26 protein-coding genes and 1 tRNA gene are annotated in these 23,264 nt (G+C 66.6%); 18 read left to right on the top strand and 9 right to left on the bottom strand.

Annotation, left to right across the window (positions count from 1 at the left end; genetic code table 11):
* Positions 1-11: 11 nt before the first annotated feature.
* From NED98_RS06295 to NED98_RS06270, 6 genes are all read left to right on the top strand, one after another.
* The gene (locus tag NED98_RS06295; RefSeq protein WP_265268974.1) at positions 12-977 is read left to right on the top strand and encodes a fumarylacetoacetate hydrolase family protein; all 966 of its coding nucleotides are present in this window, start codon (positions 12-14) and stop codon (positions 975-977) included.
* Positions 978-1,111: 134 nt separating this feature from the next.
* On the top strand, positions 1,112-2,134 hold the full coding sequence (locus NED98_RS06290; protein WP_265268975.1) for a DODA-type extradiol aromatic ring-opening family dioxygenase: 1,023 nt from the start codon (positions 1,112-1,114) through the stop codon (positions 2,132-2,134).
* Complete coding sequence (locus tag NED98_RS06285; RefSeq protein ID WP_265312256.1) at positions 2,134-3,780, top strand: FAD-dependent oxidoreductase; 1,647 nt, start codon at positions 2,134-2,136, stop codon at positions 3,778-3,780. The genes NED98_RS06290 and NED98_RS06285 overlap by 1 nt, the downstream gene beginning before the upstream one ends.
* A 133-nt stretch (positions 3,781-3,913) precedes the next feature.
* Entirely contained in the window at positions 3,914-4,888 is a 975-nt protein-coding gene (locus tag NED98_RS06280; protein ID WP_265312255.1) for a fumarylacetoacetate hydrolase family protein, read from the top strand.
* 41 nt (positions 4,889-4,929) lie between these two features.
* Positions 4,930-5,412, top strand: coding sequence for a MarR family transcriptional regulator (locus NED98_RS06275; protein WP_179511941.1), 483 nt, complete (start codon positions 4,930-4,932; stop codon positions 5,410-5,412).
* Between the two features lie 198 nt (positions 5,413-5,610).
* Positions 5,611-6,969: an MFS transporter gene (locus NED98_RS06270; RefSeq protein ID WP_265312254.1), complete on the top strand. Its 1,359-nt coding sequence runs from the start codon at positions 5,611-5,613 to the stop codon at positions 6,967-6,969.
* 105 nt (positions 6,970-7,074) lie between these two features.
* Here the strand turns inward: NED98_RS06270 and NED98_RS06265 are convergent, their stop codons facing one another.
* Together NED98_RS06265 and NED98_RS06260 are read right to left on the bottom strand one after the other, a co-directional pair.
* Positions 7,075-8,760, bottom strand: a complete 1,686-nt coding sequence (locus NED98_RS06265) for a thiamine pyrophosphate-binding protein (RefSeq protein WP_265312253.1) — start codon at positions 8,758-8,760, stop codon at positions 7,075-7,077.
* Between the two features lie 150 nt (positions 8,761-8,910).
* Positions 8,911-8,987, bottom strand: a tRNA-Arg gene (locus NED98_RS06260).
* Positions 8,988-9,044: 57 nt separating this feature from the next.
* Here NED98_RS06260 and NED98_RS06255 point away from each other — a divergent pair.
* Complete coding sequence (locus tag NED98_RS06255; RefSeq protein WP_265268979.1) at positions 9,045-9,794, top strand: queuosine precursor transporter; 750 nt, start codon at positions 9,045-9,047, stop codon at positions 9,792-9,794.
* Positions 9,795-9,940: 146 nt separating this feature from the next.
* On the opposite strand, the gene NED98_RS06250 is transcribed toward NED98_RS06255, so the two are convergent.
* On the bottom strand, positions 9,941-11,128 hold the full coding sequence (locus NED98_RS06250; protein ID WP_179511938.1) for a thiolase family protein: 1,188 nt from the start codon (positions 11,126-11,128) through the stop codon (positions 9,941-9,943).
* A gap of 124 nt (positions 11,129-11,252) precedes the next feature.
* On the opposite strand from NED98_RS06250, the gene NED98_RS06245 reads away from it, so the two are divergent.
* The 3 genes from NED98_RS06245 to NED98_RS06235 are packed head-to-tail and all read left to right on the top strand — an operon-like array spanning position 11,253 to position 13,955.
* Positions 11,253-11,996, top strand: a complete 744-nt coding sequence (locus tag NED98_RS06245; RefSeq protein WP_265312252.1) for a prepilin peptidase — start codon at positions 11,253-11,255, stop codon at positions 11,994-11,996.
* A complete protein-coding gene (locus tag NED98_RS06240) occupies positions 11,993-12,460 on the top strand; it encodes a hypothetical protein (protein WP_179511936.1) in 468 nt (155 codons plus the stop codon). The genes NED98_RS06245 and NED98_RS06240 overlap by 4 nt, the downstream gene beginning before the upstream one ends.
* A 46-nt stretch (positions 12,461-12,506) precedes the next feature.
* Positions 12,507-13,955: a coniferyl aldehyde dehydrogenase gene (locus NED98_RS06235; RefSeq protein ID WP_179511935.1), complete on the top strand. Its 1,449-nt coding sequence runs from the start codon at positions 12,507-12,509 to the stop codon at positions 13,953-13,955.
* Positions 13,956-14,001: 46 nt separating this feature from the next.
* Here the strand turns inward: NED98_RS06235 and NED98_RS06230 are convergent, their stop codons facing one another.
* A complete protein-coding gene (locus NED98_RS06230) occupies positions 14,002-14,160 on the bottom strand; it encodes a YdcH family protein (protein ID WP_179511934.1) in 159 nt (52 codons plus the stop codon).
* A gap of 188 nt (positions 14,161-14,348) precedes the next feature.
* Here NED98_RS06230 and NED98_RS06225 point away from each other — a divergent pair, with 188 nt between their 5' ends.
* Positions 14,349-14,546: a YdcH family protein gene (locus NED98_RS06225; RefSeq protein ID WP_179511933.1), complete on the top strand. Its 198-nt coding sequence runs from the start codon at positions 14,349-14,351 to the stop codon at positions 14,544-14,546.
* Positions 14,547-14,600: 54 nt separating this feature from the next.
* Positions 14,601-15,098, top strand: a complete 498-nt coding sequence (locus tag NED98_RS06220; protein WP_432423296.1) for a DUF1465 family protein — start codon at positions 14,601-14,603, stop codon at positions 15,096-15,098.
* Between the two features lie 122 nt (positions 15,099-15,220).
* Here the strand turns inward: NED98_RS06220 and NED98_RS06215 are convergent, their stop codons facing one another.
* On the bottom strand, positions 15,221-16,183 hold the full coding sequence (locus NED98_RS06215; protein WP_179511932.1) for an NAD(P)H-dependent flavin oxidoreductase: 963 nt from the start codon (positions 16,181-16,183) through the stop codon (positions 15,221-15,223).
* A gap of 51 nt (positions 16,184-16,234) precedes the next feature.
* Positions 16,235-16,765, bottom strand: a complete 531-nt coding sequence (locus NED98_RS06210) for a gamma carbonic anhydrase family protein (RefSeq protein WP_265312251.1) — start codon at positions 16,763-16,765, stop codon at positions 16,235-16,237.
* A gap of 98 nt (positions 16,766-16,863) precedes the next feature.
* Between NED98_RS06210 and NED98_RS06205 the strand changes: the two genes are divergently transcribed.
* Entirely contained in the window at positions 16,864-17,034 is a 171-nt protein-coding gene (locus tag NED98_RS06205) for a hypothetical protein (RefSeq protein WP_179511930.1), read from the top strand.
* A gap of 54 nt (positions 17,035-17,088) precedes the next feature.
* Here the strand turns inward: NED98_RS06205 and NED98_RS06200 are convergent, their stop codons facing one another.
* Entirely contained in the window at positions 17,089-18,384 is a 1,296-nt protein-coding gene (locus NED98_RS06200) for an MFS transporter (protein WP_179511929.1), read from the bottom strand.
* 362 nt (positions 18,385-18,746) lie between these two features.
* Between NED98_RS06200 and pgsA the strand changes: the two genes are divergently transcribed.
* From pgsA to NED98_RS06185, 3 genes are read left to right on the top strand one after another with little or no spacing between them, the layout of a single operon-like run.
* A complete protein-coding gene (gene pgsA / locus NED98_RS06195; protein WP_179511928.1) occupies positions 18,747-19,298 on the top strand; it encodes a CDP-diacylglycerol--glycerol-3-phosphate 3-phosphatidyltransferase in 552 nt (183 codons plus the stop codon).
* Positions 19,298-19,549, top strand: coding sequence for a molybdopterin converting factor subunit 1 (gene moaD, locus NED98_RS06190; RefSeq protein WP_179511927.1), 252 nt, complete (start codon positions 19,298-19,300; stop codon positions 19,547-19,549). The genes pgsA and moaD overlap by 1 nt, the downstream gene beginning before the upstream one ends.
* Positions 19,546-19,983 (top strand): molybdenum cofactor biosynthesis protein MoaE, encoded by a 438-nt coding sequence (locus tag NED98_RS06185; protein ID WP_179511926.1) that lies wholly within the window; start codon positions 19,546-19,548, stop codon positions 19,981-19,983. Before moaD ends, NED98_RS06185 begins: the two co-directional genes overlap by 4 nt.
* A 115-nt stretch (positions 19,984-20,098) precedes the next feature.
* On the opposite strand, the gene NED98_RS06180 is transcribed toward NED98_RS06185, so the two are convergent.
* Positions 20,099-21,001, bottom strand: a complete 903-nt coding sequence (locus NED98_RS06180) for a hydrogen peroxide-inducible genes activator (RefSeq protein ID WP_179511925.1) — start codon at positions 20,999-21,001, stop codon at positions 20,099-20,101.
* A 164-nt stretch (positions 21,002-21,165) separates the two neighbouring features.
* On the opposite strand from NED98_RS06180, the gene NED98_RS06175 reads away from it, so the two are divergent.
* Together NED98_RS06175 and ahpD are read left to right on the top strand one after the other, a co-directional pair.
* Positions 21,166-21,711: a peroxiredoxin gene (locus NED98_RS06175; protein WP_265312250.1), complete on the top strand. Its 546-nt coding sequence runs from the start codon at positions 21,166-21,168 to the stop codon at positions 21,709-21,711.
* Positions 21,712-21,853: 142 nt separating this feature from the next.
* Complete coding sequence (ahpD, locus tag NED98_RS06170; RefSeq protein WP_265312249.1) at positions 21,854-22,375, top strand: alkylhydroperoxidase, AhpD family; 522 nt, start codon at positions 21,854-21,856, stop codon at positions 22,373-22,375.
* Positions 22,376-22,485: 110 nt separating this feature from the next.
* On the opposite strand, the gene NED98_RS06165 is transcribed toward ahpD, so the two are convergent.
* Positions 22,486-23,253 carry a sulfite exporter TauE/SafE family protein gene (locus tag NED98_RS06165; RefSeq protein ID WP_432423295.1) on the bottom strand — a complete coding sequence of 256 codons (768 nt, stop codon included), beginning with the start codon at positions 23,251-23,253 and terminating at the stop codon, positions 22,486-22,488.
* Between the last annotated feature and the right edge of the window lie 11 nt (positions 23,254-23,264).

Here is a 23,264-nt window from a genome sequence, read left to right as displayed (position 1 = left end):
AGGAGAGTGACATGAAGCTCGGTACGATCAGGATTAACGGCAAGCCGACGGTGATCGCGCGGGTTGCGGACGACAAAGCGGTCGCGCTCGATTTCGCGTGGATGGAGGATCTGATCGAGGCCGGCAATGCGGGGCTCGACAGCGCCGCCGCCGCGATCGAGGCGGCGGTCGCCGGGCGCCTGCCGGTGATCGATCTCGCCAACGCCGATTGGATGGCGCCCAACCCGCGCCCGTCGAAGATTCTCGGCTGCGCGGTCAACAACAACAATCTCAACCAATATGCGGTCAAGCCGATGACCGCGCCGATGTTCTTCACCAAGGGGCGCTCGGCGCTGACCGGCCACAACAAGTCGATCGAACTGCTCAAGGATCACGGCCAGTCGATCCCCGAGCCCGAACCCGTCATCGTGTTCGGCAAGACCGCGAAGAACGTCGCCCCGGAAAACGCCCTCGATTACGTCTTCGGGTACACGCTGACCAACGACGTCACCGCCAGCGGCGTGAAATTCTCGCAGGATTCGATCGCGCTGAAGCAGCGCCCCGAAGTGATCAAGCCGCACCATCTGGCGTGGCGCCCGAAGTTCGAGGGCGGCGAGGACACCTATTTGCTGTTCATCTATCACAGCAAGTCGAAGGGCGCGGATACCTTTGCGGCGATGGGCCCGTGGCTCACCACCAAGGACGAGATTCCCGACCCGAACGCGTTGCGCGTCCGCGGCTATATCGACGGCGAATGCTATGCCGACGACAGCACCGCGAACTATTTCTTTCCGGTCGAGCGGGTGATTTCGGAAGCCAGCAAGTGGTTCACGATGGAAGTGGGCGACTGCCTCCACACCGGCACCGCCTCCAAGGGCACCGAGAAGCATCCGCGCGGCAATATCGGCACCTACCTCAATCTCTATGACGGCAAGCTGACCGATGTGGAGATCGACGGGCTGGGCCGGCTGTCCAACCGTATTTCGGTCGGTTCCTGATCACCACCGGTAACACCTCTGCCGTCATGCCGGACTTGATCCGGCATCCAGGGCAACGAGCGATGATGTTTGTGGCTCTGGATGCCGGGTCGAGCCTGGCATGACGGTGGTAAAGGTCTGCGTGTAGAGGATTTATGGCCAAGATAGTGCTCGGGATCGGCTGCGCGCATACGCCGCAGCTTCATACGATGGCGGAGGACTGGGATCTCCGCGGCGACCGCGATCGCAAGGACGGCGTGCCCTTGTGGTTCCATGGGCGTAAGCTGCCCTATGCCGAGCTGGCGGCGCAGCGCGCGGGCGAGAATATCGGCGATCGGCTCGCGCTCGAAACGCGGCGAGCCGCGCTCGAAGCGTCGTTCGCGGCGATGGACCGGCTCCACGACATGTTCCGCGCGGTCGATCCCGATGTGGTGGTGATGATCGGCAACGATCAGCACGAATTCTTCTCGGAGATCGTGCCCTCGTTCGCGGTTATCGCGACCGACGAACTGCCCAATTTGCCGCGCACGGCTGAGCAGAATGCGCGGCTGCCGATCGGGATCGAACTTTCCGACCACGGCCATCTCCCCGACGAACGGGTCGCCTTCCCGGGCGATCGCGCGTTCGGCCAGCATATCGCGCGGCATCTGGTACGCGAGAGCGGGTTCGACGTGACTTTGTGCCACGAGAAGCCGACCGTGGTGAACGAAAAGTCGCTGATGTACGGGCTCCCGCACGCTTACGGCTTCCTCTACAAGAACGTGCTGCGCGATCTGGTGAAGCCCAACGTCCCGGTCGACGTGAATTGCTGGTATTATGACAACAGCCCGTCCGCCGCGCGCTGCTATGCCTTTGGCGGGGCGGTCGCCCGCGCGATCGAGGCGTGGGACAGCGATGCGCGCGTCGCGGTGCTTACCACGGGCGGGCTGACGCATTTCGTGGTCGACCCCGAATGGGATCGCAAATTCCTCAATGCGCTCGCCAGCGACGACGAGGCGACGCTCTCCGCGATTCCGCAGAACGAGCTGATGGCCGGCACCTCCGAGTGCAAGAGCTGGATCGCGACCTCCGCGGCGATGCGCCACGCCGGGCTCAAGATGACCGAAATCGACTATCAGACGCTCTACCGCACCGAGGGCGGCACCGGATCGTCGTGCGCATTCGTGGCGTGGCAGTGATGGCGACCGATACGCAGGTCATCATCAGCGGCGCCGGCCCGGTCGGGCTGGTCGTCGCGCTCGATCTCGCGCGACGCGGGGTGCGCTCGACGATCGTCGAGACGCGGCAGGCGGGCGAGCCGCCGAGCGTGAAGTGCAATCATGTCGCGGCGCGCACGATGGAGGCGTTCCGCCGGCTCGGTTTCGCCGACGTGGTGCGCGATTCCGGGCTGCCAGCGGATTATCCCAACGATTGCGTCTATCGCGCCAGCGTGACGCAGGGGCATGAAATCACCCGCATCGCGATCCCCGCGCGTGCGGAGCGCTGGACCGACTTCGCCGGGCCCGATACCTGGTGGCCGACCCCGGAGCCGCCGCACCGGATCAACCAGATCTATCTCGAACCGTTGATTTTCGCGCAGGCCGCGGCGCATCCGCTGATCACGATCCGCAACCGGACCGAATTGATCGAGGCGACGCAGGACGATGCCGGGGTGACCGTCACCGTGCGCGATCTGCCGAGCGGGGCGACCGAGACGCTGACCGCATTGTATCTGGTCGGCTGCGACGGCGGACGGTCGCGCGTGCGCTCGATCATCGGCGCGAAACTGTCGGGCGATGCGGTCGTCCAGCGCGTGCAATCGACCTATATCCGCGCGCCCAGGCTGCTCGAGATGATGCAGGGGCGCCCCGGCTGGATGAACCTGTCGCTCAACCCGCGCCGCTCGGGCAATACCGTGGCGATCGACGGGCGCGAGACCTGGCTGATCCACAATTACCTCTACGAGCATGAGGAGGATTTCGACGCGATCGATCGCGATGCGTCGATCCGCACGATCCTCGGCGTCGGGGACGATTTCACTTATGAGGTGATCAGCAAGGAGGACTGGATCGGCCGCCGGCTGGTGGCGGACAAGTTCCGCGATCGCCGTATCTTCATCTGCGGCGACAGCGCGCATCTGTGGGTGCCTTATGCCGGCTTCGGGATGAACGCCGGGATCGCCGACGCGATGAACCTGACGTGGCTGCTCGCGGCGACGGTCAACGGCTGGGGCGGGGCGCATCTGCTCGACGCTTATGAAGCCGAGCGGCTGCCGATCACCGAGCAGGTGTCGCATTTCGCGATGAACCACGCGCTGAGCGCGATCGCGCATCGTCGCGCGGTGCCCGAGGCGGTCGAGCATGACGGCGCCGAGGGCGAAGCCGCGCGGGCGGCGCTGGGCGCGCAGGTCTATGCGCTCAACGTCCAGCAATATTGCTGCGGCGGGCTGAACTTCGGGTACTTTTACCCGGATTCGCCCATTATCGCCTACGACGGCGAGCAGCAGCCGGGCTATTCGATGGCCGGGTTCGAGCAATCGACCGTGCCGGGGTGCCGCACCCCGCATTTCTGGCGCCGCAACGGCAATTCCGCTTACGACGACTTCGGGACGGATTACACCTTGCTGCGCTTCGATCCGTCGATCGACGTGACCCCGCTGGAGCAGGCGGCGGCCCGGGCGGGGATGCCGCTCAAGGTGCTCGATATCCACCCGGACGAGCGCACGACGGTCTATCGCCACGCCTTGCTGGTGTCGCGGCCCGACCTGCATGTCGGCTGGCGCGGCGATGCCCTGCCGGGCGATGTGGCGGGGCTGGTCGATCAGTTGCGTGGCGCACGCGGGTAAAGGAGCACGCGTGAAATAAAATCCGTTCGCCCTGAGCTTGTCGAAGGGCGTCCTGCCCTCGGCGAGTCGGGGACGCCCTTCGACAAGCTCAGGGCGAACGGTTGAGAGACAATAAGTTCCGAGGAGCGGACCGATGAAGCTGGTGACTTTCCGCAATCGCGAGGGGCAGGTGCGCCCCGGCGTGCTGATCGGCGACGATCGCGTGTTCGATATCGCCGCCGCGACCGCGCGCGACGGCGGTGAAATGCTGGGCGACATGCTCGCGGTAATTACCGCCGGTCGCGCCGGGCTGGCGCGGATCGCGGCGGCGCTCGCCGATGCGGGCGACACGATCGCGCTTGGCGAGGTGACCTTGCTCGCCCCGCTGCCGCGCCCGACGCAGATCCGCGATTGCGGCAATTACGAGAAGCATGTGCGTCAGGCGATCGCCGCCGCGATGCAGCTTCGCGCCAGCGCCACCCCCGATCCCGCTGCGACGCTGGAGAAGTTCCGCGCCGCCGGCGCGTTCGAGATTCCGCCGGTGTGGTACGAGCAGCCGCTCTATTACAAGGGCAATCCGATGAGCGTCGTCGGCCCCGAGGCGGAGGTGATCCGCCCCCGCGCGGCGAAGCTGATGGATTACGAGCTGGAGCTCGGCGTGGTGATCGGCGGCCCCGCGCGCGACCTCACCCCGGAAAATGCGCTCGACGCGGTGTTCGGCTATACGATCTTCAACGATTTTTCGGCGCGGGATATCCAGTCGCGTGAGACACAGTTCCGCTTCGGCCCGGCCAAGGGCAAGGATTTCGATACCGGCAATGTAATCGGCCCGTGCATCGTCACCGCCGACGAGATCGCCGACCCAGAGGCGCTGACGATGATCGCGCGCGTCAACGGGGTGGAGAAGGTGCGCACCTCGTCGGGCGGCGGGCAGCATTCGATCGCGGCGACGATCGCCTATATCTCGCGCGACGAAACGCTGCATCCCGGCGACCTGATCGGGCTGGGCACCGTCGGCGACGGCTGCGGCTATGAAAGCCTGACCTTCCTCGACGACGGCGATGTCGTCGAACTCGAGGTGGAAGGGATCGGGGTGCTGCGCAACCGACTGGTTGGGCAGGGAGGCTGACGTTTTGCCGCGCGGATCGGTTTATGCGATGCACGTCGCCGATGTCTGACGACGAAATCTCTGGCCTGCCGCCGTATCGGCAGTCGATCGCCGGTCTGTTGCTCGCCGCGCGCGAGGCGACGATGGCGCCCATCCGCCCCAAATTGCGCGCCGCTGACGTCACCGAGCAGCAATGGCGCGTGCTGCGCGTGCTGAGCGACGAGGGGCGGCTTGATATCGCGGCGCTCGCGGCGAGCGCGATGCTCCACGGGCCGAGCGTGACGCGGATCCTCAAGGAGCTCGGCGAGCGCGGGCTGATCGCGCGCGATGTCGATCCGCAGGACAAGCGCCGCTCGATCATCGCGATCAGCGACGCCGGGCGTGCGCTGGTCAACCGCACCGCCGAGCATACCCGCGTGCTGGTGCAGAATTACCGCAAGGCATTCGGCGAAGAGCGGCTGGAGCGGCTGATGGCCGAACTCGCCGCGTTCCGCGACGCGCTCGGCGGGTTCGCGCCGGACGAGCCCGCGCGCGGGCGGGATTGAGGGAAGCGCTTTCCTCTTAACCGTCATTCCCGCCTTCGCGGGAATGACGGATGAGGTGAAGCGCGCTCAACCCCCCTCGGAAATGCCGATACCGTTTGCACAGATAACATGTTATCTATATCGTATAACGAGACGAAGTTGCGTATATCGTGCCGCGCTTGCTGCGTCGGTACGGGGCGATGAGGCAGGAGTGGGCGGATGGCAGGCATGGCGATCGGGCGCGCGGGCGCGGGCGGGAGCGCTGCCGACGATAGCGCCTATCCGCGTGGCTCCCGGCCGTGGCTGCTGCTCTCCTATCTGACCCTGTTGTTCGTCCTCTCGTTCATCGATCGCAACATGATGCGATCGATGGTCGATCCGATCCGCGCCTCGCTCGGGATCAGCGACGTCCAGATCGCGTTGCTCGAAGGCGCCGCCTTCGCAACGCTCTACAGCCTCGCGATCATCCCGATGGGGTTCGCCGCCGATCGCTTCAACCGCCGTACCGTGCTCGGCGCGGCGGTGGTCGGCTGGTCGGGGATGACGATGCTCTCCGGCTTCGCTGCCTCCTATCGCATGTTGTTCGTCAGCCGCATGGGGCTGGGGGTGGGCGAGGCGGCGCTGCAGCCGTGCGCGATGTCGATGATCCGCGACAGCTTCCCGCCGCAGCGCCGCGCCTGGCCGCTCGCGGTTTACACCACCGCGCCTTTGGTCGGATCGGCGCTGGCGCTGGTGATCGGCGGCGCGCTCTACGGCTTCGCCAAATCGGGCGGGACGCACGGGATTCCGATCCTCGGCAGCATCGAACCGTGGCAGTTCGCGATGGTCGTGCCGGGGCTGATCGGGCTGTGCCTCGGCCTCGCGATCTTCCTGTTCCGCGAGCCGCGCCGGGTGGATGTCGATACCGACGCCTCGGAAAACGCGGGCTTCAAGGAGTCGCTGCGCCATATGCGCGGCCATGCCGGGCTCTATGTCCTGCTGTTCAGCGCGATGATCCTGTGGTCGCTCGCCAATACCGGGTGGAGCGCGTGGCTCGCCCCGGCGATCGAGCGCCAGCATGGCCTGCCGCCCGAGGTGGTCGGGCCGACCGCGGGGACGATCGCGCTGATCTGCTCGGCGATCGGCGCGCTCGGCGCGGGCTTCGTGATCGACCGCCGGGCGCTCGCCGGCGACCGCGACGCGATCCTCAAGATTTCGATCGCGCTGCAGGTGCTGCAGATCGTGCCGGTGGTCGGGATGTTCCTCGCGCAGGGGACGACGGGGGTGTGGATCTGCCTCGCGCTCGCCAATCTGCTGATCGGATCGATGCCGGTCGCGGCGTTCGCGATCCTCACCGAGATCACGCCGGGCAACCACATCGGCAAGATCGTCGCCTTGTTCAATCTCGCGCAGAATTTCCTCGGCCAAACGATCGGGTCGGCGGTGTTCGCCTTCGTCGGGGAGGAGATGATCGGCGGGCGGCTCGGGATCGTCTGGGCGATCGTCGCTTGCTATCCGGTGATCATGGCAGTGTCGCTGGGGCTCAGCGTGATGCTGATGCGCGCGCGGCGGCGGTTTCTGGCGGGGCAGGCGGGGTGAAACGTTCTGGCTCCCCTCCCTTCACAAGGGAGGGGAGTTAAGAGACAAAGAAAAGGCCCGATCCGGCATCCCGGATCGGGCCTTTTCGTTCGCTGGGGTGCGCGATCAGGCGGGCTCGCCGAGCGGGTTCGGCGGCACCGGCACCGGCGAGGGCACGAACGGGTGGATCAGCGCCCACGGGCTCGGCATCTCGCCCACCTTCACCGCAATCAGCGCCGGGCCGCCGCGCTGCTTGGCGTTGCGCAGCGCCTCGGCGAGACCCTCGGGGGAGTCGGTCACCACCGTCGGCAGGCCGTAAGCCTGGCCGAGCAGCGCAAAGTCCGGGCTCGCGACATCGGTGCCGAATTCCGCGCCGAACACGCGGCGCTGGATGCGCTGGACGTTGCCGAACTTGCCGTCGACGAACACCACCACCGAGAGGTTGAGCTGGTCGCGCGCCAAGGTCGCCAACTCCTGCATCCCCCAGCTGAACCCCCCGTCGCCGTTGAGCGAGACGGTGCGGCGGTGCGGGTTGCCGTGCGCCGCGCCGAGCGCGGTGTTGAAGCCGTAGCCCAGCGTCCCCTGATAGCCCGGGGTGATGAAGCGGTGCGGCCCGTAAACCGGGAAGGCGATGTTCGAATAATAGCCGACCTGGGTCAGCTCGCTGACGAGGATATCGTCATCGGCCATCGTCCCGCGCAGCGCCTGGACATAATCGTGCTGCGGGCGGATCGCCTCGATCTGCTGTGCGCACCATTGCTTGACCTTGGCGATACGGTCGGTCGCCGCCGGCGCCTCGCCCGTGCCGATCGCCGCGAGCAGCGCGCGCGCGCCTTCCTGCACATCGCCCTCGAGCACGATCCCCGCGGCGCGCGGCGCGCCCATATGGTTGGGATCGGTATTGAGATAGATATAGGTCACGCCGTCGCGCTTGTCGGTCGGCGTGGCGGTGCCGTCGAGGAAGCGGCTGCCCGCGACCAGCACGACATCGGCGTGCGGCAGCACCGCGCGCCCGCCGAGCCCGATCAGCGCGAGCGGGTGGCGATCGTCGATCAAGCCGCGGCCCGCCTCGGTCATCACCACCGGCGCCTGCAGCCGCTCGGCGAGCGCCTGGATCTCGGCGGTCGCCTGGCTCGCCACCGCGCCGCCGCCGGCGCAGATCACCGGATGCCGCGCCTTGGTGAGCGCCTCGGCCGCCCGCGCGATCGCCTCGGCGGCGGGTGCCTGCCGCACCCGCTCGGCGCGCGGCAGTAAGGTCACCACCCCGGCCGACTGGAGCACATCGGGCGGCACTTCGAGCGCGACCGGGCGCGGGGTGCCGCTGCGCAGCTGGACGAACGCTTCATGCACCAGCCCGGGGATGTCGGCCGGGGTCTTGGCGATGCCGTGCCATTTGGTCATCGCCTTGAGCACCCCGCTCTGGTCGGGGATTTCGTGGAGCATGCCGTGGTGCGCGCCGATCGTGTCGCTCGGGATCTGCCCGACGATGAACAGCACCGGCGCGTTGCACGCATAAGCGGTGGCGATGCCGGAAAGCGCGTTGAGCATCCCCGGCCCCGGCACGACCATGCACACCGCCTCGCGGCCGGTGGTGCGGGCATAGCCGTCCGCCATATAGGAAGTCGCCTGTTCGTGGCGCGGGACGATCAGCCGAAGCTCGTTCGAGCGCTGGCGGATCGCGTCCACCGCCCAGTCGAGCTGGATGCCGGGGATCGCGAAAATGTCCTTCGCGCCCTCGACGATCAACTGTGCAACCAACGCCTGCCCACCGGTCATCTCGCCGGGCTTGGCGGCTTCAATCGTTCCACTCATGCGAATATGCCTCCATTCGCTTAACATGTTATGTTTATAGGACGACATTGGCAAGGAGATTCTGTTGCGTTTAGCGAGACATTGTTACGAGATTTGATGCATGTGGCGACGTCTGACCAGCGATGGTGCGAAGGTTAAACGATATTGAGATGGCGCGCCCGGCAGGATTCGAACCTGCGACCCCAAGCTTAGAAGGCTCGTGCTCTATCCAACTGAGCTACGGGCGCGTGCGGATGCGCCTAGCGCGGATTGCGGGCCAGCGAAACTGGTTGCATCATGTCGTTATGAACGGGGGCGAAAACGAACCGCTGCGGGCGGTGGACGCGCAGGCGGTGAGCGGCGGGCATTTCCGCTATTTCGATTTCGTGATGGCGGCGTTCGTCACGATCCTGCTGCTGTCGAACGTGATCGGCGCGGGCAAGCGCGCGGTGATCGATCTGCCGTGGATCGGGCCGTGGCCGTTCGGCGCGGGCATCCTGTTCTTTCCGGTGAGCTATGTGCTCGGCGACGTGCTGACCGAGGTCTATGGCTATGCCCGCGCGCGGCGCTGCATCTGGGCCGGGTTCGGCGCGATGCTGTTCATGGTCTTCATGTCGTGGGTGGTGGTGAAATTGCCCCCCGATGTCGGCTGGACCGGGCAGGCCGCCTATGAGAGCGTGTTCGGGCAGGTGCCGCGGATCGTCGCCGCGTCGATCTGCGCCTTCTGGGCGGGGGAATTCGCCAACAGCTTCGTCCTCGCCAAGATGAAGATCTGGACCGAGGGCAAGCACCTCTGGACCCGCACGATCGGCAGCACGGTGGTGGGGCAGGGGGTCGACAGCCTGATCTTCTACCCGCTCGCTTTCTTCGGTGCGCCCGACTGGCCGGTGCAGGCGATGCTGATGGTGATGCTGAGCCAGTTCGTGCTCAAGGTATCGTGGGAGGTGCTGCTGACCCCGTTCACTTATGCGGTGGTCGGCTTCCTCAAGCGACGCGAGGGGGTCGATGTGTTCGACCGCCATACCGATTTCACGCCGTTCCGGGCGAAGGTTTGAACTTTAGCCTCGATCCGTTCGGGCTGAGCTTGTCGAAGCCCTGCACTTTCTTCCGATGAAGAAGGGCAGCCCTTCGACAAGCTCAGGGCGAACGGTTGAGAGGGCAGCCTGAAAAACGGGCCGGGTCGTCCCCGGCCCGCATCCGTTCAGTCGATCAGTTCGAGCGCGACCGCGGTCGCTTCGCCGCCGCCGATGCACAGCGAGGCGACGCCCTTCTTGCCGCCGCGGTTCTGCAGCGCCGCGATCAGCGTGGCGATGATCCGCGCGCCCGAGGCGCCGATCGGGTGGCCCAGCGCGGTCGCGCCGCCGTTGACGTTGACCTTGGCGTGATCGATCCCGAGATCGTGCATCGCGATCATCGAGACGCAGGCGAACGCCTCGTTGACCTCGAACAGATCGACCTCGCTCGCCTTCCACCCGGCCTTTGCCAGCGCCTTTTCGATCGCATTGACCGGGGCGGTGGTGAAGCGCGCGGGGGCGTGGGCATGTGCCGCGGTGGCGATGATCCGCGCGACGGGCTTCAATCCCTTCGCCGCGGCGACGCTCTCGCGCGTCATCACCAGCGCGGCGGCGCCGTCGGAGATCGACGAGGCGTTGGCGGCGGTGATCGTGCCGTCCTTGACGAAGGCGGGCTTGAGGGTGGGGATCTTGCTCGCGTCGCCCTTCAGCGGCTGCTCGTCCTTGTCGATCGTCTCGACGCCCTTGCGCCCCTTCACCTCGACCGCGACGATCTCGCGATCGAACGCACCGCTCTGCTGCGCGGCCTGCGCGCGGGTGAGCGAGGCGATCGCATAATCGTCCTGCGCGGCGCGGGTGAACTGATATTCGCCCGCGGTCTCCTCGGCGAACACGCCCATCGCCTTGCCCGGCTCATAGGCATCTTCGAGCCCGTCGAGGAACATATGGTCCATCACGCGATCGTGGCCGAGCCGTGCGCCCGAACGATGCTTCTGGAGCAGGTAGGGCGCGTTGGTCATGCTCTCCATCCCGCCGGCGATGATCACGTCGACGCTGCCGGCGGCGAGCGCCTCGGCGCCCATGATCGCGGCCTGCATCCCCGAACCGCACATCTTGTTGACCGTGGTCGCCTCGACCGACTGCGGCAGCCCGGCCTTGAGCGCCGCCTGGCGCGCCGGCGCCTGGCCGAGACCGGCGGGGAGCACGCAGCCCATATAGATGCGCTCGACATCGCCGCCGGCGACCCCGGCGCGCTCGACCGCCGCCTTCACCGCGGTCGCGCCGAGCTCGGTCGCGCTGGCGCCGGCGAGGCTGCCCTGGAACGACCCCATCGGGGTGCGGGCGTAGGAAAGAATCACGACGGGATCGGTAGCCATTGTGCTGCTCCTGGAGTTTGTCGGCGATCTAGGGGGCGAAGGCGGGGAGGGCAATGTTGCACCTGCTCAGTTTCTCTCGCGCTTCCTTGTTCAAGGGAGGGGAGAAAGGCAGTACGGCAAGCCGATGATATGGCCGCTGCTGCTCGCCGTGCTGGGCGCGATCGTGGGGAGTTTCCTCGCGACGATCGTCGTGCGCTGGCCCGAGGGGCGGCGGGTGCGCGACGGGCGATCGGCGTGCGACGCATGCGGCGCGACGTTGCGCGCCACCGAGCTGGTGCCGCTGGCGAGCGCGATCGTCCAGCGCGGGCGGTGCCGGCGCTGCGACGCGCGGATCGATCCGCGGCATATGTGGATCGAGCTCGGCTGTACGCTGATCGGCGCGGCCGCGGGCTATGTCGCGCCCGGCCCGGTCGGCGCGGCGGGGGCAATGTTCGGCTGGCTATTGCTGACGCTGGCGGCGCTCGACATGGCGGCGCTGTGGCTGCCCGATGCGCTGACCGGGGCGCTGGCGCTGGCGGGGGTGGCGACGGGCGCATTGGGGGTGATCCCCGCGATCGAGGATCGGTTGATCGGCGGTGCGATAGGATTCGCCAGCTTGTGGGCGATCGCGCGCGGCTATCGGCTGATGCGCGGGCGCGACGGGCTGGGCGGGGGCGATCCGAAATTGTTCGGCGCGATCGGGCTGTGGCTGGGCTGGCGGCTGCTGCCCGGGGTGATGCTGCTCGCCGCGCTGGTCGGGCTCGGCGCGGTGCTGGCGGCGCGACTGACGGGGCGCGAGGTGGCCGCCGACGCCAAGCTTCCGTTCGGGGCGTTTCTGGCGATCGCGGCTTATCCGGCGTGGCTGATGATGATAGGGCTGGGGGCATGATCGCGCTTTTCCTTGCGCTGGCGGCCGCGGCCGAGCGGCGCGCGCCGCCGCCACCCCCGCCGCCGGCGGCGATCGACGGGCTGCCGATCGCCGGGCTCGCGCCGCAGGCGCTGCCGGCGCGCGGCTGTTCGGCCTATCTGTTCAGCGCGGGGCAGACCCGCGCGCTCGCGGTCGTCGTGGCGAGCGATCCCGCCGCATTGCGGATCGCGCTCGACGGCAAGGTGGCGGATTATCCGCGCGTCGCGCAGCGCGGCACCGGCGATTACGGCTTTGCCAGCGTCACCGACTACCAATTGGGCGAGGTGACGCTGTCGCTCGACATGACGGTGGTGCGCCGCGCCGATGTGACCGACGGCGCGCTCGTCCCCAGCGCGACGCTGCGTATCGATCGCACGGGCAAGGACGGGATCGTGCTTCCGCTCGCCGGGCTGATCGGCTGCGCGAAAGAGGGCGCGTCGGGCTGAACCGCGGTCGCTCGCCCCCGTTCGACAAGCTCGGGGCGAACGGTTTATGCCTTGCACATCATGCCCGGATGACAGGGAGGCGAGGATGCACGAGCTATTGGCGGCGCAGCGCGACAGTTTCATGGCGGCGCTGCCCGAGCCGCTTGCGCTGCGCAAGGACCGGCTGAAGCGCGCGATCGCGATGGTGCGCGATTCGGCGACGCGGTTCTGCGACGCCCTGTCGGAGGATTTCGGCCATCGCAGCCCCGAGCAGACGATGGTCACCGATATCGCCGGGTCGATCGGTCCGCTCCAGCATGCGTTGAAACATGTCGACCGCTGGGCGCGGCGCGACCGGCGCGGGGTGCAATTCCCGCTCGGGCTGCTCGGCGCGCGGGCATGGGTGGAATATCAGCCCAAGGGCGTGGTCGGCGTGATCGCGCCGTGGAATTTCCCGGTCAATCTGGTGATGGCGCCGCTTGCCGGCATATTCGCCGCGGGCAATCGCGCGATGGTCAAGACCAGCGAATTCACCCCCGCCACCGCCGCCTTGTTCGAGGAGATCGTCGGCAAATATTTCGACCCGGCCGAACTCGTCTTCGTCTCGGGCGGGCCGGAGGTGGGCAAGGCCTTCGCCGAACTGCCGTTCGATCATCTGCTGTTCACCGGCGCGACTGGGATCGGGCGGCATATCCTCCACGCCGCGGCGGACAATCTCACACCGGTGACGCTCGAACTGGGCGGCAAATCGCCGGTGATCGTCGGTGACAGCGCCGATCTGGCGCAGGTCGGGCAGCGCGTGGCGATGGGCAAGATGCTCAACGCCGGGCAGATCTGCCTCGCGCCGGATTATGTGCTGGTCCCCTCCGCGAAGGAGGAGGGGCTGGTCGACAGCCTCAAGGCGGCGGCGAGCGCGATGTATCCGACGCTGCTCGGCAACCCCGATTATACCAGCGTGGTCAACGACCGGCATTATCAGCGGCTCAACGCCTGGATCGACGATGCCCGCGCGAAGGGTGCGCGGATCGAGGTGGTCAATCCGGCCGGCGAGGATTTCGCCGCGACCAATTCGCGCAAGATGCCGCTGCATATCGTCCGCGATGCGACCGACGACATGATCGTGATGCAGGAGGAGATTTTCGGGCCGGTCCTGCCGGTGCGCCGCTATGACGGGATCGACAATGCGATCGCCGAGGTCAACCGGCGCGATCGCCCGCTCGGCCTCTATTATTTCGGCCGCGACGAGGGCGAGCGCCGCCGCGTGCTCGATCGCACCATCTCGGGCGGGGTGACGCTGGACGACGTGGTGTTCCACGTCTCGATGGAGGATCTGCCGTTCGGCGGGGTCGGGCCGTCGGGAATGGGGGCGTATCACGGCCGCGACGGCTTCGTGACGTTCAGCCACGCCAAGAGCGTGTTCAAACAATCGCGACTCGATGTGGCGAAGCTCGCGGGGTTGAAGCCGCCTTATGGCGCCGCGACTCGGAAAACGGTGGCGCGGCAGATCGGGGGATAATGCAAGAAGGGGCGCCTCCTTGCCGGGGCGCCCCCTTTTTCCACGGTCAATGCGCGGAGGCGATTTCCTCTTTTACGCGCAATTTCTGCCTCTTGAGGTCCGTCAGCACAAAGGTGTCAGGCATCGGGCGATGCTCCTCCTCGGCGATACGCCGATCGAGCACCGCATGTTTGGCCTCAAGAGCCGAAAGATGCGCAGTCTGCATGGCGGGGAACCTCCTTGGTTGAGTTGAAGGGAGGAGGAGTAAATCACGCTGTGCGCGAAAAGTCGCCACCCAATTTGCGCCGCTTCGGCGGGATGCGGAGGCGCCCCGCCGTTACGTTCCCGACACGACAAATTCCGCCCGACAGGATCGTTCACTTCTGCTAGGGGCAAGGCCGGAGGACGCGGCGGGTGAACGACAGTGAAATCACGGCACGGCTGAGCGCGCTCAGGATCGAGCATCGCGATCTCGACTCGGCGATCGTCGCGCTGGGTAGCGCGAGCGTCGTCGACCAGCTCCAGCTCGCCCGGCTCAAGAAGCGCAAGCTCAGGCTGCGCGACGAGATCACGATGCTCGAGGACCAGCTGATCCCGGATATCATTGCTTAACATACGCGCTGTATCCGTTTGGGACGTGATCCACAGGCGGATGCAGGGGCGATGATGGCGCCGAATCGCAAATCCTGTCACCCAAGCGAGATGGGTGCGGCGCATTACGATTCGGCGGTCTACCGCCGGCTGGTCGATGGACTTTATACCGAGGCGATGCTGCTCGCCGATGAGGCGCGCGGCTATTTCGACGAAGGCGGGCGGATCGAGCGCGAGGCGCTGCCGCCGGTGATGCGGGTCGGCTTTTCATGCGAATCGCTCAAGGTGACGACGCGGCTGATGCATGTCATCGCCTGGCTCCTGACCCAGCGCGCGGTGCAGCAGGGGGAACTGGCGGCGCGCGACGCGCTCGATCCCTCGCGCCGGCTGGGCGAGGCGCCGGTGACCGAGCCCGATGTGCTCAGCAACCTGCCCGAACAGGCGCGGCAGATGATCGCCTCCAGCATCGACCTTTATCGCCGCGTCGCGCGGCTCGATGCGGCGCAGGTGGGCGAGGTGCCGCAAGTCAGCCCGGCACGACGGATGCAGGACCGGCTGTCGCTGGTTTTCTGAGCGGCCCGAGGCCCGTTCGCCCTGAGCCTGGCGAATGGCTGCCTCCTCTTCATCGCGAAGAGAAGTGCAGGCTTCGACAAGCTCAGCCCGAACGGGGCTTGGTGTTCCGATCCCGGTAGAGCCTAGCCCAACCCCAGCCGCGCGCGCGCCGCGCGATATTGCTGCTCCAGCCGGTCGACGCGATCGGCGACATGCTCGATGCGCTCGACCGCGCCGATCCCCTGGCCCGATCCCCAGATGTCGCGCCACGCCTTGGCCTTGGCGTTGTTGCCCTGGCCGAAATCCATCGTCTTGAAATCGCCCTCGGGCAGATTGTCCGGATCGAGCCCCGCCGCGGTGATCGACCCGCGCAGGTAATTGCCGTGTACCCCGGTGAACAGGTTCGAATAGACGATATCCGCCGCACGCCCCTCGACGATGCCCTGTTTGTAGCGTTCGTCGGCATTGGCCTCGACGGTGGCGATGAAGGGCGAGCCGATATAGGCGAAATCGGCCCCCATCGCCTGCGCCGCGAGCACCGCGTCGCCGGTCGCGATCGACCCGGACAGCGCGACCGGCCCGTCGAACCACTGGCGGATCTCCGCGACGATCGCGAAAGGCGAGAGCCGCCCGGCATGTCCGCCCGCGCCCGCCGCGACCGGAATCAGCCCGTCGGCGCCTTTCTCGATCGCCTTGCGCGCGAAGCGGTCGTCGATCACGTCGTGGAAGGTGATGCCGCCCCAATTGTGGACCGCCTGATTGAGCTCCTCGCGCGCGCCGAGCGAGGTGATCGTGATCGGCACCTGCCATTTCTCGCAGGTCGCGAGATCCGCCTCGAGCCGATCGTTCGAGCGGTGGACGATCTGATTGACCGCGAACGGCGCCGCCGGCCGATCGGGGTGCGCGCGATTGTGCGCCGCCAGTTCCTCGGTGATGCGGTGCAGCCATTCGTCGAGCAGCCCCTGCGGCCGCGCGTTGAGCGCAGGGAAGGAGCCGACGATCCCCGCCTTGCATTGCGCGATCACCAGATCGGGGCCGGAGATGATGAACAGCGGCGAGCCGATGACCGGCAACCGCAGGCGGGAAAGAAGCGCTGGCGTCGTCATAACCGAGGTTATGTCAACGCCGTTATCATCTGTCCACTGGTCGCCTCGCGTTTATTGCGGATCGATCCGCTTGAGATCGGTCATTACCTCTCGCGACCGCCCGACATAGCCCTGCGCGGAAAGCTTGAGGAAGGCGATCGTCTGGTCGTCGAGCTGGCGCACGGCCTTGGCCGGGGAGCCGACGATCAGGCTGCCGGGGGCGAAGGTTTTGCCCTCGGTGACCAGCGCGCCGGCGCCGACGATGCAATCCTCGGGGATCACCGCATTGTTGAGGATGATCGCACCCATCCCGATCAATGCGCGGTTGCCGACGGTGCAGCCGTGAAGGATCGCGTGGTGGCCGATCGTGCAATCCTCGCCGATCGTGGTCGGAGCGCCGGGGTCGGAGTGGACCATCGCGCCGTCCTGCACATTGCTGCGTGCGCCGACCGCGATCGTCGTGTTGTCCGCGCGGATCACCGCGCCGAACCACACGCTGGTTTCCGCCGCGAGTACGACATCGCCGATCACGTCGGCGCTGGGGGCGACCCAGGCGGAGGCGTCGGCGGTCGGCCGTTTTCCGCGGAATTCGTAGAGCGCCATGAACCTTCCTCCTGCTTTTTCGTGCCACGGTGGGACAGCCGCGCGTTAACGCTCTTTAGGCATGGCCCAAATCGTAAATGAGGCGTTAACTCACCGCTATGAAACGCCCGCTCGTCACCACCAACGAGGCTGCCCGGCATCCGATGCGCCGCTCGCTGCCGCCCGTCGCGATCGCCGCTCCGGCGGCGCGCAGCGAAGACAATGACCTCAAGCTGTTCGTGTTGAGCTTCACGGCGTTCTTCATCTGCATCTGGACGCTGCTGATGTGACGGCACCGGCCCGCTTCCCCGCGAAATGACCGAAGGGGCATTTCCAGACAACGCTCAGTCGCAGGCGAGGTGGAGCTTCTGCGCCAGCCAGGCGGAGACGAAACACATCGCCACTACCGCGAGCAGCAGATCGTTGGGGGTCACCCCGAACCAGGTCAGCCCCGCGACGACCAGCGACCCGATCGTCATCGCGCCCGAATTGACCACATTGTTCGCCGCCACCGTCCGCGCGGTCTGGTCCTTGGGAACGGTGGTGGTGAGGAAGGCGTACAGCGGCACGACGAACATCCCGCCGAACACCGCGACGCCGACCAGCGACAACCCGACGAACGCCGCGCCGGGCTGATGGACGAACTCGCCGATGCCGTAGAGCGTCCCGGCGGGCGCCGGGGTCCAGGATTTGACCGCGAGCCAGAAGGCCAGCACCGCGCCGCCCATTGCGATCACCGAGGCGGGCGAGAATTTCGCCGAAATATGCCCGCGCAGCATCAGGTTGATCACGACCGACCCGATCGCCACCCCGACCGAGAAGATCGCGAGGACGAGGCTCGCGACGCTGGCGTCGGCGGTCAGCACGTTCTTCACCAGCGGGGGAAAGATCACGATCAGCACCGATCCGATCGCCCAGAAGAAGCTGATTGCGCAGATGGCGAGGAATAGCCGAGGAATGTGCATCGTCCCGTTGACCAGCCGCCACGAGGCGCGCAGCGGGTTGAGATCGAGCGTCAGCGGCGGGCCGAGCCGCGGCGCGGGCGGCACCTGTCGCGCGGTGATATAGCCGGCGAGCGCTACCGCAAAGGTGAGCGCCGCGACCGCGATCACCGAATGATAGATGAACCCGGCGAGGATCGTCCCGAGCAGGATCGAGAGATAGGTGCCCGCCTCGACCAGCCCGGTGCCGCCGAGCACGTCGTCCTCGTCGAGATGCTGCGGCAGGATGGCATATTTGATCGGGCCGAAGAAGGTCGAATGGACCCCGAGCCCGGTGACCGCGGCGAGCATCAGGATCACCGGCAGCGTCGGCACCCCGGCGCGCGCGAGCAGCAGACCGGTGCTGCCGACCGCCATGATCGCGAACTCGGCGAGCTTCACGTAGCGGATGATCCGCGCCTTGTCGGTGGTGTCGGCGATCTGCCCGGCGAGCGCGGAGAGCAGGAAAAAGGGGATGATGAACAGCCCCGCCGCCAGCGCGTTGAAGAAGCTTTCCTGCTTGGGATCGGCGAAGATCTCATAGGTGGCGAACAGCACCATCGAGGTCTTGAACAGATTGTCGTTGAACGCGCCGAGGAACTGCGTGGAGAAAAGCGGCAGGAACCGTCGGCGCTTCAGAAGCCCTAGGGCATTGATCATGATGGGAAAGAGCCCTGGATATGGCGAGATCGTGGCAGGGCATAGCCCAGCGGCCCGGCGGACGCCAACTGGTAAGAATGGCGTCCGGTCACGACCGCCTGATGCTGCGCCCCGGCCTTCAGCGGGACTGCGTAGAGCGCGCACGATATTCCCACGACCGTCATCCCGGCCTTGAGCCGGGATCCATCGGGAGGCATGCGCAGCGTAAGAGCTTCTTGTCGCGGAATTCGCGGCACAATGGATCCCGGCTCAAAGTCGGGATGACGGTCGTGGGACAGACGGCCGGCGGACGCATGTGGCTCGGAGCGCAAAACCCAAAGGATCGTTGCGAGCGCGGGGCGGCGCCCCTAAGTCTTCTCCCGATGTTGACCGTGCCGAACCTGCTCACCCTGTCGCGGATCGTCGCGGTGCCGCTGCTTGTCGCGTGCCTGTGGTGGCCGGCGTGGACCCCGGGGTATTGGCTCGCCTTCGCGCTTTATTGTCTGATGGGCATCACCGATTATTTCGATGGCTATCTCGCCCGCGCGCAGGGCACGGTGTCGAAGCTCGGCATCTTCCTCGATCCGATTGCGGACAAGATCATGGTCGCGGCGGTGATCGTGATGCTGGTCGCGACGCAGGACATCGTCGGGGTCCATCTGATCGCGGCGATCATCATCCTGTTGCGCGAGATCGCGGTTTCCGGGCTGCGCGAATTCCTCGCGCAATTGCAGGTCTCGGTTCCCGTCTCGCGGCTGGCGAAGTGGAAGACGACGTTGCAACTCGTCGCGCTCGGCGCGCTGATCCTTGCCGGAGCGGTGCCGCTGGTCCCTTGGGTCAAGCTGGTCGGGCTCGTCTCGCTATGGGGCGCGGCGGCGCTGACGGTGATCACCGGCTGGGATTATCTGCGCGTCGGGCTGAGGCATATGGACTGATGCGGCTGGTCTATTTCGCCTGGGTGCGCGAGCGGATCGGGGTGCCCGCGGAAGAGGTCGAGCCGCCCGCCACGGTCGCGACGGTCGATGCATTGGTCGACTGGCTCGCGGTGCGCAGCCCCGGCCACGCCGCCGCCTTTGCCGATCGCACGCGGTTGCGCGCGGCGGTCGACCAGCAATTCGTCGGGCTCGATGCGGCGATCGCGGGCGCGCGCGAAGTGGCGCTGTTTCCGCCGGTGACTGGCGGATGATCCATATCCGCGTCTCGCCCGCGCCGATCGACATCGCCGCCGAACAGGCGCGCGTCGAGCAGGACGGGGCGGTCGCCACCTTCACCGGGCTGGTCCGCGCCGATGACGGCGTGGAAGAACTGGCGCTCGAACATTATCCCGGCGCGACCGAGGCGGCGCTCACCCGGCTGGCGGAGGAAGCCTGCGCGCGCTGGTCGCTGACCGCGGCGAGCATCGTCCACCGGGTCGGGGCGATGACCCCCGGCGAGCGGATCGTGTTCGTGGGGACGGCGGCAGCGCATCGCGCGGCGGCGCTGGAGGCCTGCGCGTTCCTGATCGACCGGCTCAAGACCGACGCGCCGTTCTGGAAGCGCGAGCGGCGAGGGGATGATGCGCGCTGGGTGGAACAGCGCGACGGCGATCATGCCGCGGCGGCGCGGTGGAAGGCCGGATAGGCTTCCTCTTCCTCCCTTGAACAAAGGAAGGGGGGGCCTGCGAGGAAGCGGACCGATGCCCCCATACCCACCCACCCCAGGCCCTCCCTTCACCAGGGAGGGGAGAAGAAGAAGGTCACCCCGCTTCGGCCAGCACATCCGCCAGCAATTTGAAGTCCCGCTCGCGCGGCGAAGCGCGGCGCCAGGCCAGCGCGATCGTGCGCAGCGGATGCTCCCCCGCGAGCGGCCGCGCGCGGATTTGGGTGTGCTCGAGGATGCCGGCCTTCAGCGCCATTTCGGGCAGCATCGTCACCCCTAGCCCGTTGTCGACCATCTGGACGATCGTGTGGAGCGAGGTGCCGAGCATCTGCGCCTCGGCGCGCAACTCGGGGCGGTTGCAGGCGGCGAGCGCGTGATCCTTGAGGCAATGCCCGTCCTCGAGCAGCAACAGCCGCGTCTCGTCGATCTCCGAGGCAGCGACCGGGGCCGGGGTGGTGGGCATCTCGCCTTCGGGGAAGGCGACGAACAGCCGGTCGTCGAACAGCATCTGCGTCGACACCTCGCCGCAGGCATAGGGCAACGCGAGCAGCACGCAATCGGCGCGCCCGTTGTGGAGCGAATCGCATGCCGCGGCGCTCGGCTCTTCGCGCAGGAACAGCTTCAAGTCGGGATAATCGGTGCGCAGCCGCGGCAGGATGCGCGGCAGCAGGAAGGGCGCGATCGTCGGGATCACGCTCATCCGCATCTCGCCCGACAGCGGCCGGCCGGCGGCGCGCGCCATATCGCCCAGTTCCTCCGCCTCGCGCAGCACCTTGCGCGCCTTGATCGCGATCCGCTCGCCCAGCGGGGTGAAACGAACCACGCGGCGCGTGCGTTCGACCAGTGTGACCCCGATCAGCATCTCGAGCTCGCGAATCCCCGCCGAGAGCGTCGATTGCGTGACGAAGCAGCTTTCCGCGGCGCGGCCGAAATGGCCGTGGTCCTTGAGCGCGGTGAGATATTGCAGCTGCTTAAGCGTCGGGAGATAGGTCTGCGCCATTAATCGCCTCTATCGATCTATTATAATGGAATAGCCTATTTGTCCGATCAGGAGAACGCCCTATATCGCCCGGTACGTGGAAGGCGAGCGAATCGTCCCGCGGACGAAAACGAGGAGCAAGGATGCGATGAGGCCCGAATTTTACCACCAGGAGGCCCAATAAGATGCTGACCATCGGCGATACTTTCCCCGCCATTTCCGTTCCCGTCCAGCAGGGCACCGATGCGCTGCCCGCCGGTGAGACGCTGGACCTCACCACCGCTTTCCCCGGCAAGTGGAAGGTGCTGTTCTACTGGCCGAAGGATTTCACCTTCGTCTGCCCGACCGAGATCGTCGGCTACAGCCAGCTCAAGGGCGATTTCGCGGATCGCGACGCGGTGCTGATCGGCGCCTCGACCGACACCGCGCACGTCCACCTCGCGTGGCGCAAGTCCGACGCTGACCTTGCGGCGGCCGATTTCCCGTGGATCGCCGACAATGGCGCGAAGCTGGCCGACGCGCTGGGCATTCTCGACAAGAACGAGCATGTCGCATTCCGCGCGACCTTCATCATCGATCCGGACAATGTGATCCAGGCGGTGCAGGTCAACGGCCTCAACGTCGGCCGCAACCCGGCGGAGACGCTGCGCGTGCTCGACGCGCTGCAAACCGACGAGCTCTGCCCGTGCAACTGGAACAAGGGCGACGAGGTCCTGAAGGTCGCCGCCTAAGCCGCGCGATCTTCTAGTTTCTAGAGCATTTTCAGGAAAAGCGGGAACCGCTTTTCCGCCCGGAAATGCGCAGAAAAAGTGAGAGGGCGCGGGACCGGCCTCGGTTTCGCGCCCTTTTCATGCCTGCTGTTGGAGAATGAAAATGGCGCTCAAGGATTTCGCGGGCACCTTGCCCGATTATGCCAAGGATATCCGGCTCAACGTCGGGTCGCTGCTCAACGAGACGGTGCTCAACGATCAGCGCAAATACGGCACGTTGCTGGCCTGCGCGCACGGCTCGGGGCACAAGCCCTTGGTCGAGGCGACTGAGGCGGAAGTCGTCGACAAGCTCTCGCCCGAGGCGGCCAATGCGGCGCGTGCGGCGGCGGCGGTGATGGCGATGAACAATGTCTATTATCGCTTCACGCACCTCGCCGGGAACGAAGAATATTCGAAGATGCCCGCCAAGCTGCGGATGAACGTGATCGGCTCGCCGGGGATCGACAAGATCGATTTCGAGCTGTTCAGCCTCGCGGTCAGCGCGATGAACGGCTGCGGCCGCTGCATCGACGCGCATGAGCAGGTGCTCAAGAATGCCGGCGTCACCGCCGAGATCATCCAGACCGCGGTGCGCATCGCCTCGGTGATGCAGGCGGTCGCCACGGTTCATGCGGTGAGTGCGTAAAGAGCGCCCGTCATTCCCGCGAAGGCGGGAATCCATTCGCGCAGGTCGGGGAAAGAACCGCTCCGCCAGCCGGAATGGATTCCCGCCTACGCGGGAATGACGAATTGTGATTACAGCCCCAGCGCGTGCATCACCCCGTAAGCGCTGGTGAGCGACAGCACGGTCCCGACCAGGATGAACATCGTCCGCGGCGGGATGCGTTTCGCCATCACCGCGCCGAGCGGGGCGGCCGCGATGCCGCCGATCAGCAGCCCGATGCTCGCCACCGCGAAATCCTTCAGCCCGAGCTGCGAGATGAAGGTCGCCGAGACGGTGAGCGTCAGGAAGAATTCGACCGAATTGACCGTGCCGATCACGCGACGCGGCTCGACGCCCTGGACGAGCAGGTTGGAGGTGACCACCGGCCCCCAGCCGCCGCCGCCCGCCGCGTCGAGGAAGCCGCCGATCAGCCCGAGCGGCGCGACCACCCTGGCCGGCCGCTGCCGCGGTGGATACATCACCCCGCGCACGAGCAGGTAAACCCCGGTCAGCACGAGATAACCGAGCACGAACGGCTTCACCACCGCGGCGTCGATATTGGTGAGCAGATAGGCGCCGCTCACCCCGCCGATGATCCCCGGGATCAGCAGCCGCAGGAACAGCACGCGATCGATATTGCCGTGGATCAGGTGGCTGATCCCCGACACCGCGGTGGTGAAGGTCTCGACGATATGGATGTTGGCCGACGCCCGTGCCGGCGCCATCCCGACCACCGCGACGAGCAAGGTGTTGCAAATAATGCCGAACGCCATGCCGAGCGCGCCGTCGACAAGCTGTGCCGCGAAACCGACGAGGATGAAGGGCAGCAACGCTTCCGCGCCGACAATGGATAGCTCCAAACTAATCTCTC

The organism is Sphingomonas lycopersici, assembly GCF_026130605.1.
In the GTDB taxonomy this organism is placed as follows: Bacteria; Pseudomonadota; Alphaproteobacteria; order Sphingomonadales; family Sphingomonadaceae; genus Sphingomonas; species Sphingomonas lycopersici.
Note: the sequence above shows the minus strand (reverse complement) of the source record. Positions and strands in the feature narration are given on the sequence as shown.